Consider the following 17016-nt stretch of genomic DNA (forward strand, 5'->3'; position numbering starts at 1 on the left):
CCGTAGGCTGGGGACATGAGTGAACCCGGGGCCGGCCCCGCGCCTGTCGGGCGACTGGCACAGGCCGTCCTCGGCCTCTTCTCCGCGCCGCGGATCAACATGCGCGAGGATTACCAGCTGGTCCGCCGGGCCCAGCGGGCCCTGTCCTGGCTGCCGCTCGACAGGACCCGCATCCAGGACCGCTCCGTGCCCCGTCCAGACGGCACCGAGATCCCGGTCAGAGTTTTCCACCCCAAGGGGGACGCGCGTCCCGGAGCCCTGCTGTTCTTCCACGGCGGTGGCTGGGTCATCGGTGACCTGGACACCTACACCACCACCTGCCTGACCATGGCGGACCAGACCGGGCGGGTGGTGTGCTCGGTCGACTACCGGCTCGCCCCCGAGAACCCGTTCCCGGCCGGGTTGGAGGACTGCGTGTGGGTCACCGAGTTCCTGCTCGAGCGGCCCGAACTCGTCGGTTCGGATGGTCCGGGGGAGATCACCCTGGCGGGGGACTCTGCGGGCGGGAACCTGGCCGCCTGCGTGTCACTGGTGCTGCGCGAGCGCGGGGGAGCGCTGCCCGGGGCGCAGGTACTGCTGTATCCGGTCACCCAGTGGGACCACGACGCCGCCACCTCCCCCTTCGCCTCGGTGGAGGCCTACGGGACTGGCCTGCGGTTGACGGCCCAGGAGGTGTCCGACTACGTGCAGATGTACCAGCCGGACCCGGCGCAGCGGGACTCCCCCCTGGTCTCCCCGCTGGCTGCCGAGGACCTCTCCGGGATGCCGAGGACGCTGGTCATGACGGCCGAGTTCGACCTGCTGCGCGACGAGGGGGAGGCGTTCGCGATGGCGCTGCGGGCTGCCGGGACCCCCACCCGCCTCGAGCGCATCGACGGTGCCCTGCACGGCTTCATCGCACTGCCCAGGTTCCTCAGGCCGACGGCGGCCTACGAGCACGTCAACTCGTTCCTCGACGGGGACCTCACCGACAGCCGGCAGTTGCAGGTCCACACGGGGACACCGACGCCGTGACCGAGCAAGCGGCGGGCGCCGGGCCACCGGAGCGCAACTGGGTGCGGCTGGACAACGCCGCGAACATCTTCCTGGCCGCCCGCAACGAGGTGGACACAAAGGTGTTCCGCCTCGCCGCCGACCTCGACGAGCCGGTGGACCCCGGGCTCCTGCAGCAGGCCCTGGACTCGGTCTACGCCCAGTACCCGCTGTTCCGGGCCGTGCTGCGCCACGGAATCTTCTGGTACTACCTGCAGCAGTCCACCCTCCACCCGAGGGTGGCGGAGGACGTCCTGCCGTCGGTGACCCACATCTACCGGCCCGACAGCCGCGAACTCCTGTTCCGGGTCCTCCACCGCGGCCGGCGGGTCTCGCTCGAGGTCTTCCATGCCCTGACCGACGGCACCGGCGCGCTGTGGTTCTTCGAGGACCTGCTGACCGTCTACGTGGGACTGCGGCACCCGGAGGGCTTCGCAGCAGCGACTCCGGCCGGCGCCGTCAAGCAGGAACTCACCGTGGACGCCTTCACGCACTGGTTCCGGGCGAAGCGGGGGCGCGCGTCGTTCGCTGACGAGGCGGCCGCCGCCGTGGAGTCGGCGCCCCTGCCGAAGGAGGAGGCTCCGCAGACCGCGGCCGAACGCCCACGGCACACCCCCGGGAGGCGGGTGGTGCGGGTGCACGGCAACCGCACCCCGGACCTGCGCAGCCGGGTGGTGGAACTGTCGATGCCCGTGGCCGAGGTGCTCGCGCTCGCCCGGGCCGAGGGGGTCTCCCTGACGGTCTACCTCACGGCCCTGTTCTTCCAGTCGGTGCGGCAGGTGCGTTCGGCACGGACCAGGGAGGACACGATGACCATGTCGGTGCCGGTCAACCTGCGGCAGTTCTTCCCCACCGCCTCGGGACGCAACTTCTTCGCCACCACCCGCCTGGAGCACACCCATGACACCGAAGGGGCCACCCCGATCGGTGAGGTGTGCCGCAACCTCGCAGAACAGTTCGGACGCCAACTCACCAAGCAGGGGTTGACGGCCAAGATGCACCGGTTGGTGGCGTTCGAGCGTCACCCCCTGCTCCGGGTCTTCCCGCGGCCGCTGAAGGACCTCGTCCTGGCGGTGGTCAACTGGTTCAACAACCGGGGGATCACGTTGGCGATCTCGAACCTCGGACGGGTGGACCTGCCGCAGCCCACCGCCCAGCACGTGCGCGGGCTGGCGTTCCACGTGTCCGCGGCCCGGCCCCAACTCTGCGCCATCAGCAGCGGGGCCCGGCTCACCCTCACCCTCACCAGCCCGTTCGTCGAGACCGACTACCACGCGGCCCTCGTGCAGCACCTCACCCGCCACGGCGTCGAGGTCGGTGTGGACGCCACCCGCGTCACGGCCGAGGAGATCGAGGAGGCCGGGGTGAGCGGGCAGTGAGGTGTCCCACCTGCGCTGCCGAGGTCCTGGGCCGTTGGCGGCACTGCCCCCTGTGTGGCGCAGCCCTGGAGTCGAGTACGCCGTCAGCGGCACCGGAGACCTACCCCGCGCCCGCGCTCCGCTTCGACAGGCGCCAGCTGCGCCGAGTCCTGCTGGCACTGTCCGCGGTGGCCGTCGCGGCCTCCTTCGCCGCGCAGTTGCTGGTGCCCGACCTGATGGCCCCGGTGCGCACCGTGTGGTTGTCAGTGGCGACGCTCTGGTTGGTGGTGCTGGCAGCGGCTCACCGTCGTCGCAACTTCGGGGGCCTCGTGCTCTGGCTGGTGGTCCTGCTCTCCGGCTCGGCCCTGGCCTGGGAACTCGTCACCGAGGGGCCGCCGTGGGCGGTCACGTGGGCGATTCCGGCCGTCTGCACGTCCGCCAACCTGGCACTGGGCATCGCGGGATGGGTGGTGCGGCTAGACCCGCTGGAGCACATCAGCAAGGCGGCGCTGGTGTTCCTCTTCGGACTGGTGCCGGGCGTGTTCGTGCTCCTGGGCTGGGTCAGCGTCATGACGCCGGCCCTGGTCTGCGTGGGCATCAGCATGGGCTTGCTGGCGGCGATGCTGCTCTTCCGACGGCGCGTCCTGTGGGACGCCCTGCAACGAAGACTGCACATCTGAAGCGGGCCACCGCGGCACGGTAGCGTCGGACGGGGGCGGCCCCAGTGGGCGCCGCCGGAGGAGGCAGAGATTTGAACCCGTGGAACAAGCCGTCGGCCCTGGACCGGCTGGAGACCGAACGCACCCCGGAGCGGGTCGCGGCCCTGTGGGAGGGGGCTTCGGTCCTCGAGGTGGACGACTCCGGGCGGTTCGCCGGCGAGGGCGGCGCGCCCGTGGCCATGTCCGAGCCGGGCGCACTCCGGGAGAGCGACGTGCTGCTGGGGAACCACCTCGGACGGGTCTGGTTCGCTCGCCCCACACCCGTCACGGCAGGTGAGCCCACGACGTGGCGTGCCAGCCACCCGGACCACTGGGAACTGACTGCGGCGGCGGTGGCCCTGCTTCGCTGGCACGGCACCCGGCCCCTGTGCGAGGCCTGCCACACCCCGACAGTTCCCGAGCCCGGCGGCGCACGTCGCCGCTGCCCGGAGTGCGGCGTGCTGGCGTTCGTCCGGCAGGACCCGGCGGTGATCGTGGCCATCACGGACCCCGACGACAGGCTCCTGCTGGGGCGGCAGGCCAGCTGGCCCGAGGGCAGGTGCTCGGTGATCGCCGGGTTCGTGGAGCCGGGGGAGTCCATCGAACAGGCCGTGTGGCGCGAGGTGGCCGAGGAGGTCGGGGTGCACCTGGAAGCGGTCAGCTACGTCTCCTCGCAACCTTGGCCGATGCCCCGGTCCCTGATGCTCGGGTTCGCCGCCGCGGCACCTGATGCCCGCATCGAGGTCGACGGAGTGGAGATCGTCGAGGCACGGTACTGGACGCGCGCAGAACTGCTGGACGCGGTGGGGCGGGGTGAGGCGTCACTGCCCGGCGGGGTCTCCATCGCCCGGTACCTCGTGGAGGAGTGGCTGGCCGGGAGGCTCCCGCGGCCCGGGGCATGACAAGGGCCCGGGAGGATCTCCCGGGCCCGTCATGTTCAACCCGTGCAGGTCAGCCCTGCAGCTTGCTCGTCTCGTCCTGGATCCGAGCTGCAACCTGATCGAGCTTCTCGCGGTGTGCTGCGGCGTGGTGCGCGCAGAACATGAGCTCTCCACCACTGGGGAGGATCACTCGGAGGTAGGCCTGTGCGCCGCACCGGTCACAGCGGTCCATGGCGGTCAGGGCGGGGTCAACAGCAGTTTCGGTCATCTCGCCTCGCTCTCAAGTTGCTTCTTCGTATGTTCCAACGTACCGGGTCCGCGGAATGTTCCCGGGGCGTAACGACAAACTTGTCATTACGTTCGGTAGCCTGACGGGGTGCAGTCCCCGAAGAACGTCCCACACACCAACCGCGACTACGAGGCCAAGAACCTCCTGGTGCTCGAAGGCCTGGAGGCGGTGCGCAAGCGTCCCGCCATGTACATCGGCTCCACCGACACCCGGGGCCTGATGCACTGTCTCTGGGAGATCATCGACAACTCCGTCGACGAGGCGCTGTCCGGCTTCGGGGAGGCCATCGAGATCACCCTCGGTGATGACGGCTCGGTCACCGTGGTTGACCAGGCCCGCGGCATCCCGGTGGACAAGGAGCCCCGCACCGGCCTGAGCGGCGTCGAGGTGGTCTACACCAAGCTGCACGCGGGCGGGAAGTTCGGCAACTCCTCCTACAACGCCACCGGCGGCCTCCACGGCGTGGGTGCCTCCGTGGTCAACGCTCTCAGCTCCCGCCTCGACGTCGAGGTGGACCGGGGCGGCGCCACCTGGGCGATGAGCTTCCGCCGGGGTGTCCCCGGCGTCTTCGACGGCGACGGCCCCGATGCTCCGTTCACACCGCAGAGCGGCCTGCGCAAGACCGGTAAGGTGGCGAAGGCCAAGACCGGCACGAGGGTGCGCTACTGGACCGACCGGCAGATCTTCCTCAAGGACGCCCAACTGTCCCTCCAGCACCTGCTGGACCGGGCGCGCCAGACCTCCTTCCTGGTCCCGGGGCTGAAGATCGTCGTCAACGACAACCGGGGCCCCGAGCGCACCTCGGAGGAGTTCCAGCACCTCGGAGGGATCACCGAGTTCGCCGACTACCTGGCACCGGACGCGCCCCTCACCGAGGTGCTGCGCCTGCAGGGGCGTGACAAGTTCACCGAGACCGTGCCGATGCTCGACGGCTCGGGTGCGATGACGGCCACCGATGTGGACCGTGACCTCGAGGTGGACATCGCCGTGCGCTGGGGCACCAGCTACGACACGGTGCTGAAGTCCTTCGTCAACATCATCTCCACCCCCAAGGGCGGCACCCACGTCTCTGGTTTCGAGCGCGGCCTGCTCAAGGCCTTCACCAAGTCCCTCGAGGGCACCCGAGGCATCCTCAAGAACGGCGACGAGGTGATCCGGGAGGACTGCCTCGAGGGCCTCACCGCCGTCGTCACGGTCAGGCTGGCCGAGCCGCAGTTCGAGGGCCAGACCAAGGAGGTGCTCGGCACACCGCCCGTGCAGCGGCTGGTCGCCAGGATCGTGGAGGAGGAGATGGGCTCGTGGCTCACGAGCTCCAAGGCGGCGGTCAAGCCCATCGCCCGCTCCCTGATGGAGAAGGTGGTGGCGGCCGGCCGGACCCGCGTCCAGGCCCGCTCGCACAAGGAGAACCAGCGCCGCAAGAACGCCCTCGAGTCCTCCACGCTGCCCGCCAAGCTCAAGGACTGCCGCTCCGCTGACGGCGAGCGCAGCGAACTGTTCATCGTCGAGGGCGACTCGGCCCTCGGGACCGCGAACGTGGCGCGCAACTCCGAGTTCCAGGCGCTGCTGCCCATCCGGGGCAAGATCCTGAACGTGCAGCGCGCCTCGGTGGGCGACATGCTCAAGAACGCCGAGTGCGCCAGCATCATCCAGGTGCTGGGAGCCGGGTCCGGCCGCACCTTCGACCTGGACAACGCCCGCTACGGCAAGGTCATCTTCATGGCCGACGCGGACTCCGACGGCGCCCACATCCGCTGCCTGCTGGCCACGTTGTTCTTCCGCTACATGCGGCCCATGGTGGAGGCCGGGCGGGTGTTCTCGGCCGTGCCGCCGCTGCACCGCTTCGAACTGACCAACCCGAAGCGCGGGATGGAGAAGTACATCTACACCTACAGCGACGCCGAGTACCAGCGCAAGGTGGCCGAGCTCACCAAGAAGGGCGTCAACTTCAAGGAGCCCCAGCGCTACAAGGGCCTCGGTGAGATGGACGCCCACCAGCTCGCGGAGACCACGATGGACCCGCGGCGCCGGACGCTGCGGCGCCTCACCGTCGACGACGCGCAGGAGGCCGAGGCGGTCTTCGAGATGCTGATGGGCAACGACGTGGCCCCGCGCAAGGAGTTCATCGTGCGGGGCGCCTACACGCTGGAGTCCGATCGGATCGACGTCTGAGTCCCGCCGTGCACGCCGACCGGACCCCGGTGGACCAGTGGTTCTTCCACCGGGGCCTCACCGCCCTGGTGGACGACACGTCCGTCAAGCGGGAGGCCAGCGTCCGGGCACTGCCGTTCCTGCTGGTCTGGTTCGTCCTGGTGATGGTGTTCATGGTCCCGGTGATCACCGGCCACGCCTTCATCTCAGCCGCCATCGGGCTGGTGGCGATCCTCGCCACCTGGGTGGGTGCCAACCTGTGGCGGGGCCGCCGGCTGTTCGCGGCGGTGGCGAAGTTCGGCTGGCCCGAGGGGGTGGTCTTCACCCTCGCACCCACCCTGACGGCACTGGTGGCCCCGCACACCGGCTGGCGCTTCAGCGACCTGACGATCAGCTCCATGGAGAGTCGGCTGGGCACCGCCGCTGGCGTGACACTGCTGCAGTTGCTCGTGCTGGGCATCTCCCTGCTGCTGGTGGAGTTCGGCGTCGTCTCGCTGTTCCTGTTCCTGGGACGAGAGGTGGTCTCCGCGATCCTCGCCGCCAGCGGCTCCCTGGCTCGCAGCCTGCCCATCCTGCTCGGCGTGGTGACGTTCTTCTTCTTCACCGGCGAGATGTGGCAGGCGGTCGCCACCCTCACCCTGTGGCCGTTCCTCGGCCTGATGGCGCTGTTCGTGGCGCTCTCGCTGAGCTTCCTGTCCACCCGCAGCGGCGCCCAGGTGCCGCAGCTGTCCCGGTTCGAGACCCAGGGGGACCTCGAGTCCGCGCTCGTGGGCACCCCGCTGGAGGGCCACGGCCACCTCGTCACCCTCCCGACACGCACGCCGCTCGGTCTGCAACAGCGGCTCTCGCTGCGGCTGATCGCGACGCTGTCGCGGCTGGTGGTGGCGGCGATCGTGGGCGGCAGCGTATTCGTGTTCTTCGTTCTGCTCGGCGTGCTGACGGTCAACGCCTCCCTGGTGGAGGCGTGGACCGGAGCGCCCGCCACGGCCGTCGTGGAGGTGGCCTCGTCGGTGCGCACCTACGACATCACGCTGGAGATGCTGCGGGTCTCCGGTTTCCTGGCCGTGTTCTCGGCCTTCTACTTCGCGGTGGTCTCGGCCACGGACCCCGCCATGCGGCAAGGGGTACGCGACACCGTCGAGGAGACCATCCGGCAGGCGTGCGCCTGCCGGCTGGTGGTGCTGGCGGAGGACGCCTCCCGCACGGGAAGCACTACTGGGGCAGCAGCCAGCTGAGCACGGGCGTGGCCATCAGCCCGGACAGGACGCACAGCAGCACGAGCAGGCCGAGGCTCCACCCGATCACCCGGCGCAGGATCAACGCCTCGGATCCCGGCAGGGAGATGGCGGTTGCGGCGATGGCGAGGGACTGCGGTGAGATCATCTTTCCCACCACGCCGCCGGTGGCGCCAGCGCCGACGAGCAGGGCGCGCATGCCATCGGTGCCCAGATGGCTCCCGGGCCCGATCTCGTGCCCGACGCTGGACTGCAGGCCGGAGAACAGAATGTTCGCCGAAGTGTCCGAGCCCGTCACGTAGGTGCCGATCCAGCCCAGCACGGGCGCCAGCGCCGCGTACCAGATGCCGGCTCCGGCGACGAACAGCCCCAGCGCCAGGGTCTGGCCCGAATCGCCCATCACGTACGCGAGCGCGACGACGAACCCGATGGTCAGGGCCGCGAACCGCATGCGCGTCACCTGCGCCCACAACACCCCGAAGACCTCCCGCAGGGTCATCCGGTAGACCAGCCCGGTGGCGACGGCCACGATGGCGAGGTGCAGCCCGGGGCTCGCCGCCCACCCCAGCGTGAAGCTCCGGTGGGCCGAGGGCGTGCCGTCGGCATTGGCGAGGTCCTGCAGGAACGGCCAGGCGAAACTGACCTCCAGACCGGTGAGGAACGCCTTGACGGCAGGGATCGCCGCGATGCCGAAGACCACGATCACCATCGCGTAGGGCACCAGTGCCATCATGATCCGAAGTGGCGGCAAGGCCGGGCCGTCGTCGGCCGCGTCGGCGGTCGGCGCGCTGGTGCGCTCGGCCGCCGCGTCCAGCGGTTGCGCCACCCGGGCCATGGCCGCCGCCGCTCCCCGCGGCTTCCACACGCGCAGGAACGCGATCGCGACTGCCACGCTGATCACGGAGGCGAACATCTCGGTCAGGTAGAACAGTTGCGTGGCGGAGACGATCCACTTGGTGATGCCGAACGTGACCCCGATGACGAGGCCGATCGGCCAGCACTCCCGGACGCCCGAGCGGCCGTCCATGACGGCCAGCAGCAGGAACGGGACCACCAGGCAGAGGATGGCGGTGAGCCGGCCGGCGATGGGGGAGACGGCCAGGACGTCGTCGAAGCCGCCGACGCGGGCGGCCATCAGGATGGGCAGCCCGACGACGCCGAAGGCGACAGGAACCGTGTTGGCGAGCAGCGCCACCAAGGCCGAGCGCAGCGCCGAGTGGCCGACCGCCACCAGCATGGCGGCCGTGATCGCCACGGGGGCGCCGTAGCCCGCGAGGGCCTCCAGGAGCCCGCCGAAGCAGAACGCGACGAGCAGCCCGACGACGCGCGGGTCGTCGCTGATCAGGAAGAACGTGCGCCGCAGGTCGTCGAAGCGTCCGGAGGCGACGGTCACCTCGTACATCCAGATCGCAGTCAGCAGGATGAACACGATGGGGAAGATGCCGTAGGCGAAACCGTGGGCGCTGGTTGCCAGCGTGGTGCCGAGCGGCATGCCGAACCCCACCACGGCGATGCCGGCCGCCACCAACCACGAGAACAGTCCTGCGAGGTGGGCCTTCCAACGCAGCGCCCCGAGCGTCACTAGCATCGCCACGATCGGCAGGCAGGCCACGAGGGCAGACAACCATTGCGCACCGAGCGGGTTGGCGTCAGGTGCGAAGACTTCCAGTGGGGTCATCGAGCAGGATCAGATGATCTGCTCGAGCAGGCCGGTGTCCACGTCGTACATGAACCCGCCCACCTCGGCGCGGTCCTTGACCAGCGGGTGGTTGGAGACCATCTCGTGGTCGCGGCGGAGGCGGGCCAGCTGGTCCGGGGACGCCCCGAAGTTCAGCCAGGTGGTGTCCAGGCCGTTGCGCTCGGCGATGACCTGGCGGATGTCGGCGTCGGTGCCCGAGGCCATCGCGCACTTGGTGTGGGGCACGATCATCACTCGGTCAACGTTCAGGATCTGGACGCCCAGCAGCACGCCGGTGAGAGTGGTGCTCGAGACCACGCCTCCGGGGGTCCGCAGGATCTTCGCGTCACCGTGGCCGAGCCCGATCATGTCCAGCGGATCGATGCGGGAGTCCATGCAGGTGATCATCAGGACACCTGCGCGGGCGATGCCGTCGAACCCCTTGTGCGGGAAGTCCTCGGCGTAGGTGCGGTTGGCGGCCAACAGGTCGTCGAAGTTCATGTCTCACTCTCCTTCGGTCGGCGATGCTACTCCTAAGTCGCCCCGCGGCCCGAACCGGTGCCCATCGGTGGTCACGACTCCTGGGCGGGGCCCCCCGTGTGCCTGCCGGCCAGCGCTGTGACGGGTTGCGGCATGGCGACGCCGGAGCCGTCCCTGCGGCCGGTGTTGGGAGGCAGCTGCACGGGGGAGCCGCTGGCGGCCGTCGCCACCACGGGCGCGTGGCCGATGGCGGCCAGCAGGAGGGTGTCCTCACCCTTCAGGAAGCGGTGGCAGCGGACGCCACCGGTGGCGCGCCCCTTGGCCGGGTACTCGGACAGGGGGGTCACCTTGGCGGCGCCGGGTTCGGTCCCCGGCAGGGCGGTGGCGCTGCCGGATATGGTGACCACCTCGTCGGTGGCGGGATCGGCCGTGCCGAACCACACCACCCGTGCGCCCTTGCCCAGCTTGATGCCGGCCACGCCGCCGCCGGTGCGGCCCTGCGCACGGACGCCGGTGGCGGGGAAGCGCAGCAGTTGCGCGTCGGAGGTGATGAACGCAAGGTCCACGTCCTCGGTGCGCAGCTCCACGGCGCCGACGAGTTCGTCACCGTCGTCGAGGCGGATGACGTCCCAGGAGTCCTTGGACAGCTGCTCCGCCTTGACCCGCTTGACCACACCGGCCCGGGTGCCCACGGCCAGCCCCAGGGAGTCGGGGTCCAGGGTGGTGACGCAAAGGGGGTGCTCGCCCGGCTCCAGCGGCCACAACTCGGTGGCGAGCGAACCGCCCTGCAGCGACGGCGCGGTGGCTGTCAGTGGAACGGTGGGGAGCTCGATGGCCCGGGCCCGCAGGACGCGTCCGCGGTTGGTGACCACCCCGAACTCGCCCTGGGCGGTGGTCCGGGCGGCGGAGACGATGACGTCGTGCGCCGAGCGTCCCTCGGTGGGCAGCGGGGTGTCGACGTCGGTGCGCGCCACCAGGCCTGTCCCGGACAGCAGCACCCAGCACGGGTCGTCGGGCACCTCGAGCGGGGCGGCGGCGGTGCTGGCCTTCCCGCTGGAGGCGAGCAGGACGGTGCGGCGCGGGGTCCCGAACTCCTTGGCGACGTCGTCGAGCTCCTTCGCGACGAGCCGGCGCAGCACCTCGCGGTCCTCGATGATCTCCCGGAGCCCCGCGATGGTCTCGGCGAGCTCGTCGGCCTCCTTCTCGAGTTCGATCGTCGAGTACTTGGTGAGGCGCCGCAGCTGCATGTCGAGGATGTAGTTGGCCTGCACCTCGTCCAGGTCGAAGGCCGCGATCAGGCGGGCGCGGGCCTGGGCGGCGTCGTCGGAGGTGCGGATGATGGCGATCACGTCGTCGATGTCGGCGATGGCGGTGATCAGGCCACGCACGAGGTGCAGCCGGTCCGAGGCCTTCCCCAGCTGGAAGCGGCTGCGGCGAAGCACCACGTCGAGGCGGTGGTCCAGGTAGACCTGCAGCATCTCCTTCAGGCTCAGCGTCCGAGGCTCCCCCTCCACGAGGGCGACGGCGTTGATGGCGAAGGTGTCCTCCAGCTTGGTCTGCTTGTACAGCTGTTCGAGGAGGGCCTCGGGGTTGATGCCGTTCTTCACCTCGATCACCAGACGGGTGCCGTGTGCCAGGTCGGTGAGGTCCTTGACGTCGGAGATGCCGGTGAGCTTCTTGTCCTGGACGCCCTTGCGGATCTGCTCGATGATCTTCTCGGGGCCGATCATGTAGGGCAGTTCGGTGACGATGATGCCCATCCGGCGTGGGCTGACCTTCTCGATGCGTGCGGTGGCGCGGATCCGGAAGGTGCCGCGGCCGGTCTCGTAGGCGTCGCGGACCCCGTCGAGGCCGATGATCTTGCCGCCGGCGGGGAAGTCCGGGCCGGGCAGGTAGCGCATCAGCTCGTCGAGTTCGATCCCGGGCTTGCGCAGCAGCTGCTTGAGGGCCGCCACCACCTCGATGAGGTTGTGCGGTGCGATGTTGGTGGCCATCCCGACGGCGATCCCGGTGGCACCGTTGACCAGCAGGTTCGGGAAGGCGGCGGGCAGCACGCTGGGCTCGGACTCGCGGCCGTCGTAGTTGGGCTTGAAGTCGACGGTGTCCTCGGCCAGCCCGCGGGTCATGGCCAGCGCGGGGGTGGCCATCCGGCACTCGGTGTAGCGCATCGCGGCGGGTCCGGCGTCGAGGGAGCCGAAGTTGCCGTGCCCGTCGACGAGGGGCAGCCGCATCGCCCAGGGCTGCGCCATGCGCACGAGGGCATCGTAGATGGCGGTGTCGCCGTGGGGGTGGAGAACGCCCATCACCTGGCCGACGACGCGGGCGCACTTCACGTGGCCCCTGTCGGGGCGCACCCCCATCTCGTCCATTGAGAACAAGATGCGGCGCTGCACCGGCTTCAGGCCGTCGCGCGCATCCGGGAGGGCACGCGAGTAGATGACGGAGTACGCGTACTCCAGGAAGCTGGTCTGCATCTCCTCCGTCACATCGGTGTCAAGGATGTGCTCGGTGAAGGTGTCGTCCTCGGGCGTCTTGGTCGCCATGTGGCAGAGGTCCCCTTTCAGATGATCGTGCGCAGCTTATCGGCCAGACCGTCGCCATCGGGTGCACGCACCTCCGGCGCCGTGTCGGGCGACCAGTTCTGCTCGTCCCCGGGAGGCTCGGTCAACGAGCCGTGGGCCAGCGCGTGCTCGCCGGGGGTGAGTTGCCGGATGGCGCGGGCCCGCACGTGCTCCGGCTGGAGACTGGCGAACTCGGCGTAGAGCGCCGGGTCGTGCTGGCCGTCGTCGCCCACCAGCAGCCAGCGGATGTTCGGCAGGTCCCGCGCCAGCTCGCGCAGGCAGGTCCGCTTGTGGTCAGGGCCCTTGCGGAACCAGCCGGTGTTGGTGGGGCCCCAGTCGGTGAGCAGCATCGCGCCGTCCGGGATGCCGTGCCGGGCGATGAAGCGGCGCACCATCGGGTAGGTGTTCCAGGCACCCGTGGACACGAAGATGATCGGCGCCCCCGGGTGCTGCTCCAGCAGTTGCTGGTACATCCTCGCCATCCCGGGCACCGCCTGCCGGGCCTGTTCGGTGAGCACGAACGAGTTCCAGGCTGCCACGAGGGGCCGGGGCAGCCAGGTGGAGATGATGGTGTCGTCGATGTCGCTGACGATGCCGAAGGTCTCCTCGGAGTCGATCACCTGCACCGGGGCGAGCGTCGAGGCGCCGCGGGAGCCCTCGATCTGGATGCTGTGCCAGCCCGGCTCCAGTCCCGGGTTGCGCAGTCGCACGTCGATGTAGCCGCCCCGGTCCGAGGCCACCTCCACCCGCTCCTCCCCGATCACGACGGTGGCGGGCGAGTCCACGAGAGCGGCGTTGATGAAGTTGCGCCAGCCCCGACGGTTGATCAGTTCGGTGGCCGCCTGAACGATGCCCAGTTGGCTCGGAGGGCGCAGCACCATCCGGGCGAGCACGCGGATCTGGTCCTGCGTGCCGAAGCCCGTGTAGGCCACCACCGACTCCTGCCACCCCAGACGCAACAGCACCCGGTTCAGCAGTCGGTTGATGCGGTCCTCGATGCGTGCGGCGAAGAAGGGGCGCGACTTCATGGACCACAACTTAGCGAAGGCGTGGAACAATGGCCGGGTGACCCACTCCAGCCAGACCCGAACTCCACTTCCCGCTGACCTGGTCGCAGAGATCGCGGAGTGTGGTTTCTACCCCCAGTTGGTGTGCGACACCATCGCCGGAGGGCTTGGCGGGGCAGAGGTGCAGGGCCACCTGGTCCACCACGAAGCCACCTTCGCGGGCCATGAGGTGCAACGTCACATGACCGTGCTCGTGCTCACCGAGAAGCAACTGTTGATCTGCCACACCGACGACGGGGACAACGGGGTGCCCGGACGCGCCCTGACCACCGCCGAGGTGGTGGCGCTGCGGGCGGTGGACTCCGTCGTGGTCACCCGCTCCATCGCCAACCCGGAGACCTTCCCAGCCAGGGACGCACAGTTGGTGGAGACGTGGCTGACGCTGGTCTGGGGGGCCGCGCGCCGCCTGGACATCGGCCCGGCCGCCTGCGAGGACCCGGACTGTGACGCGGACCATGGTTTCACGGGCATGCAGGTGCCCAACGACCTCACCCTTCGGATGAGCCCCGCCGGCGACGGGGACCACAACACCAGGCGCCTACTGGAGTTCGGGGCGCTGCTGCAGCGCCGGATCAGCTGATGGTTCCCGAGTTCGTCCTGCCCGACTACGACGGGGCCACGCTCGCCAACCTGCTGCCCAGCATCGAGGCCAGGCTCACGGGCGCGGCCCCCGTGATCGACCTCCCCCGGGCACGCAAGTACGTCATCTTGTTGGTCGACGGGTTGGGCTGGTACCCGCTGGCGGAGCACGCGGACCACGCCGAGCACCTGGCCGCGCTGATGCCGGCGGCCCTGACACTGACCTGCGGGGTCCCGTCGACGACGGCCACCTCGCTCACCAGCCTGGGATGCGGCACCGTCCCCGGCCACCACGGCGTCGTCGGCTACACCTTCCTGGACCCGGCGGCCGACCGCGTCCTGAACGCCCTCAGCTGGGAGGGTGGCCCCGAGGACGTCGCGGCCTTCGCGATGCGGCCGACCGTGTTCTCCCGGCTCGCGGAGGGCGGCCACCCCAGCGCGGCGGTGAGCCTCACGAGGTTCGCCGACAGCGCCCTCACCCGGATGGCCTTCGGCGGCACGGTCCACCACGGGGTGGAACTGGAGGCCGACCCGGACCACTTCACCGAGCTGATCGCCACCGCGCTGCAGGGCAGCGACGTGATCTACGCCTACGAACGGCTGCTGGACCACCACGGCCACGGCCACGGCGTCGGATCCTGGCAGTGGCTCGACGAACTGGCGCGTGTCGACGACCTGGTGGCCCACCTGGCGCAGGCGCTGCCGGACGACGTGTGCCTGTTGGTCACGGGGGACCACGGCATGGTGAACGTGCCGCAGAACCGCAAGATCGTCGCCGAGGACCACACTGCACTGGGCGGGTTCCGCCACATTGCAGGAGAGGGCCGCCTGCGCCAGCTCTACGGCGACGACGCACCGGCACTCGCCGCCGCCTGGGCCACCTTCATGGGGGAGCGCGCCGAGGTGCTGCTGCGCGAGGACGCCATCGCCGCCGGTTGGTTCGGCCCCGACCCCGAGCCCGCGGTGGTGCCGCGGATCGGCGACGTGCTGGTGGCGATGCGCGAGGACTGGGCCGTGATGAGCAACAACTTCCCGGGCGAGTTCGGACTGGTGGGCATGCACGGCTCCCTCACGCCGGCCGAGATGCTCGTGCCCCTGTTCATGGTCGGACCTCGTTGATGCGGATCGCGATCCTCATCGACGACTTCTTCCCGTCGTCGGGTGGCATCTCGCGCTCCGTCCAGACGCAGCTCGAGGAACTGACGGCCCTCGGCCACGAGGTGACCCTGATCGCCCCGGACCGGCACCTGGAGAAGCCCCGGGTGTGCCGCATCATCGAGTGCCCGACGATCTACCTCGAGGGCCTGCCGGCCCACCTGAGCGTCCTGCACTGCTCCGAGCGGCGCGCCCGCCTGATCAGCGCCCAGGGCCGCTTCGACATCATCCACTCGCAGACGGACCGCGGCGCCCTCGTGCTCGGCTCGCGGATCGCGCGGCTGCAGGGGATCCCGCACCTGCACACCTTCCACGCCAACATCGCAGGCACCCACCAGACGGTCCGGTCCTCCATCTTCGGGACGCTGTCCTACCAGGTGCTGATCAACCCGTTCCTGACCCGGGCCAGCCGGAAGTCCCCGCTGCGCTCGCGGCTCCCGCACAAGGACCACGAGACCGGGGGAGTGGCGGCCCGGATGGACTGGGCCTCCTTCGCCGACATCGCCGGCAAGGTGGACGCCTACACCGTGCCGTCGCCCTTCATGAAGGACCTCATCACAGAAGCGGCGGACCGTGAACTGCGCGGGTTCGTGGTTCCCACCGGCGTGAACCGGGGAATGCTGGAGGCGATCGGCAAGACGGAGCGGGAGCGCTCCGACGACGGTGTGGTGCGGTTCCTGTCCGTCGGCCGGCTCGCGAAGGAGAAACGCCTCGACGTGCTGGTGAAAGCCTTCCGGCGGGCCGACTTGCCGAACGCGGAACTGGTCATCGTCGGCGACGGCGACCAGCGCGACCTGCTGAAGTCACTGGCCCGGGGCGCCGACAACATCGACATGCGCGGCCACCTCAGCTCGCTGGACGCCATCGCCTACGAACTGGTCAACGCCGACGTGCTGGCCCTCAGCAGCTTCCGGTTCGACTCGCAGGCCCTCGTGATCGCCGAGGGCGTCGCCGCCGGCCTGCCGGTGCTGCTGTGTGATGACAGGCTGACCGTCGGCCTCTCGGAGGAGTCGTCCCTGCTGACCGGTCCCGGCTCTGCCGCACTGGCCGCCGGGATGCGCCGGATCATGGATCCGCAGCTGCGCAGCTCGATGTCCGCCGCGGCCGCGGAGCTGATGCCGGGGCTGACGCCCCGACGCACCGGGGAACTGTACGAGGCCGCCTACAAGGCGCTGCTGGAGGAAGAGGTGGGACAGGGTGGCTGAGCTGATCTTCCACACGGGACCGATGGATTGTGGCAAGTCGACGCTCGCGCTGCAGTTGAACCACACGCAGTCCACCCATGGCCGCGCCGGGCGGGTCTTCACCAGCCAGGACCGCTCCGGCACGCCACGCGTCACCTCCCGCATCGGGCTGGAGACCGAGGCCATCGAGGTCTCCGCGGACTTCGACTTCTGGAACTACGTGATCCGGGAACTCACCACCGGCAAGCGGGTGGACTACCTGGTCTGCGACGAGGTGCAGTTCTACGAGTCCGAGCACGTCGACCAGCTGGCACGCATCGTCGACGAGCTCCAGCTCGACGTCTACGGGTTCGGGATCCTCGCCGACTTCCGCACCGAACTGTTCCCCGGGTCGAAGCGGATGGTGGAGCTGGCGGATCGTGTCGAGACCCTGCCCATCGGGCCACTGTGCTGGTGCGGGAAGAAGGGCACCCACAACGCCCGCACCGTCGACGGGATCATGGTCACCGAGGGCTCCCAGGTGGTGGTGGGCGACACCGTCGGCGACGACGAGGTGCGCTACGAGGTGCTGTGCCGCGCGCACCACCGTCGCCGCGTCACCGCCACCCGGGCCCGGGCGACGCTCTCGCCCGAGCCGCTGCCCTTCGGAACCTGAGCGCAGGGCAACCGGC

At 69.9% G+C, this 17016-nt stretch carries 15 protein-coding genes; 10 read left to right on the forward strand and 5 right to left on the reverse strand.

Annotated features, from left to right (window positions below; all coding sequences use genetic code 11):
• Window positions 1-15: 15 nt before the first annotated feature.
• The 4 genes from ACYU7G_RS15085 (at window position 16) to nudC (ending at window position 3990) form a co-directional block, all read left to right on the forward strand.
• Window positions 16-1014 carry an alpha/beta hydrolase gene (locus ACYU7G_RS15085; RefSeq protein ID WP_461109243.1) on the forward strand — a complete coding sequence of 333 codons (999 nt, stop codon included), beginning with the start codon at window positions 16-18 and terminating at the stop codon, window positions 1012-1014.
• Window positions 1011-2411, forward strand: coding sequence for an alcohol acetyltransferase (locus ACYU7G_RS15090; protein ID WP_461109245.1), 1401 nt, complete (start codon window positions 1011-1013; stop codon window positions 2409-2411). The genes ACYU7G_RS15085 and ACYU7G_RS15090 overlap by 4 nt, the downstream gene beginning before the upstream one ends.
• Window positions 2408-3070, forward strand: a complete 663-nt coding sequence (locus ACYU7G_RS15095) for a DUF6320 domain-containing protein (RefSeq protein ID WP_461109247.1) — start codon at window positions 2408-2410, stop codon at window positions 3068-3070. Before ACYU7G_RS15090 ends, ACYU7G_RS15095 begins: the two co-directional genes overlap by 4 nt.
• Before the next feature lie 71 nt (window positions 3071-3141).
• Window positions 3142-3990 carry an NAD(+) diphosphatase gene (gene nudC / locus ACYU7G_RS15100; RefSeq protein ID WP_461109249.1) on the forward strand — a complete coding sequence of 283 codons (849 nt, stop codon included), beginning with the start codon at window positions 3142-3144 and terminating at the stop codon, window positions 3988-3990.
• Between the two features lie 49 nt (window positions 3991-4039).
• Here the strand turns inward: nudC and ACYU7G_RS15105 are convergent, their stop codons facing one another.
• On the reverse strand, window positions 4040-4237 hold the full coding sequence (locus ACYU7G_RS15105) for a DUF7455 domain-containing protein (RefSeq protein WP_461109251.1): 198 nt from the start codon (window positions 4235-4237) through the stop codon (window positions 4040-4042).
• A 108-nt stretch (window positions 4238-4345) separates the two neighbouring features.
• Between ACYU7G_RS15105 and ACYU7G_RS15110 the strand changes: the two genes are divergently transcribed.
• Window positions 4346-6427: a DNA gyrase/topoisomerase IV subunit B gene (locus tag ACYU7G_RS15110; protein WP_461109254.1), complete on the forward strand. Its 2082-nt coding sequence runs from the start codon at window positions 4346-4348 to the stop codon at window positions 6425-6427.
• A gap of 8 nt (window positions 6428-6435) precedes the next feature.
• Window positions 6436-7641 (forward strand): hypothetical protein, encoded by a 1206-nt coding sequence (locus ACYU7G_RS15115; protein WP_461109256.1) that lies wholly within the window; start codon window positions 6436-6438, stop codon window positions 7639-7641.
• On the opposite strand, the gene ACYU7G_RS15120 is transcribed toward ACYU7G_RS15115, so the two are convergent.
• From ACYU7G_RS15120 to ACYU7G_RS15135, 4 genes are all read right to left on the reverse strand, one after another.
• Window positions 7619-9319 (reverse strand): L-lactate permease, encoded by a 1701-nt coding sequence (locus tag ACYU7G_RS15120; protein WP_461109258.1) that lies wholly within the window; start codon window positions 9317-9319, stop codon window positions 7619-7621. The genes ACYU7G_RS15115 and ACYU7G_RS15120 overlap by 23 nt on opposite strands.
• A 9-nt stretch (window positions 9320-9328) precedes the next feature.
• A complete protein-coding gene (locus ACYU7G_RS15125) occupies window positions 9329-9820 on the reverse strand; it encodes a beta-class carbonic anhydrase (RefSeq protein WP_461109260.1) in 492 nt (163 codons plus the stop codon).
• A gap of 71 nt (window positions 9821-9891) precedes the next feature.
• A complete protein-coding gene (locus tag ACYU7G_RS15130) occupies window positions 9892-12342 on the reverse strand; it encodes a DNA gyrase/topoisomerase IV subunit A (RefSeq protein ID WP_461109262.1) in 2451 nt (816 codons plus the stop codon).
• Between the two features lie 17 nt (window positions 12343-12359).
• On the reverse strand, window positions 12360-13388 hold the full coding sequence (locus tag ACYU7G_RS15135; protein ID WP_461109264.1) for an App1 family protein: 1029 nt from the start codon (window positions 13386-13388) through the stop codon (window positions 12360-12362).
• On the opposite strand from ACYU7G_RS15135, the gene ACYU7G_RS15140 reads away from it, so the two are divergent.
• From ACYU7G_RS15140 to ACYU7G_RS15155, 4 genes are read left to right on the forward strand one after another with little or no spacing between them, the layout of a single operon-like run.
• Window positions 13387-14007 (forward strand): DUF5998 family protein, encoded by a 621-nt coding sequence (locus tag ACYU7G_RS15140; RefSeq protein WP_461109266.1) that lies wholly within the window; start codon window positions 13387-13389, stop codon window positions 14005-14007. The genes ACYU7G_RS15135 and ACYU7G_RS15140 overlap by 2 nt on opposite strands.
• The gene (locus tag ACYU7G_RS15145) at window positions 14007-15125 is read left to right on the forward strand and encodes an alkaline phosphatase family protein (RefSeq protein ID WP_461109268.1); all 1119 of its coding nucleotides are present in this window, start codon (window positions 14007-14009) and stop codon (window positions 15123-15125) included. Before ACYU7G_RS15140 ends, ACYU7G_RS15145 begins: the two co-directional genes overlap by 1 nt.
• Entirely contained in the window at window positions 15125-16366 is a 1242-nt protein-coding gene (locus ACYU7G_RS15150) for a glycosyltransferase (RefSeq protein ID WP_461109270.1), read from the forward strand. Before ACYU7G_RS15145 ends, ACYU7G_RS15150 begins: the two co-directional genes overlap by 1 nt.
• Entirely contained in the window at window positions 16359-17000 is a 642-nt protein-coding gene (locus tag ACYU7G_RS15155) for a thymidine kinase (protein ID WP_461109272.1), read from the forward strand. Before ACYU7G_RS15150 ends, ACYU7G_RS15155 begins: the two co-directional genes overlap by 8 nt.
• Window positions 17001-17016 lie beyond the last annotated feature (16 nt).

This window comes from Tessaracoccus terricola (assembly GCF_054776555.1).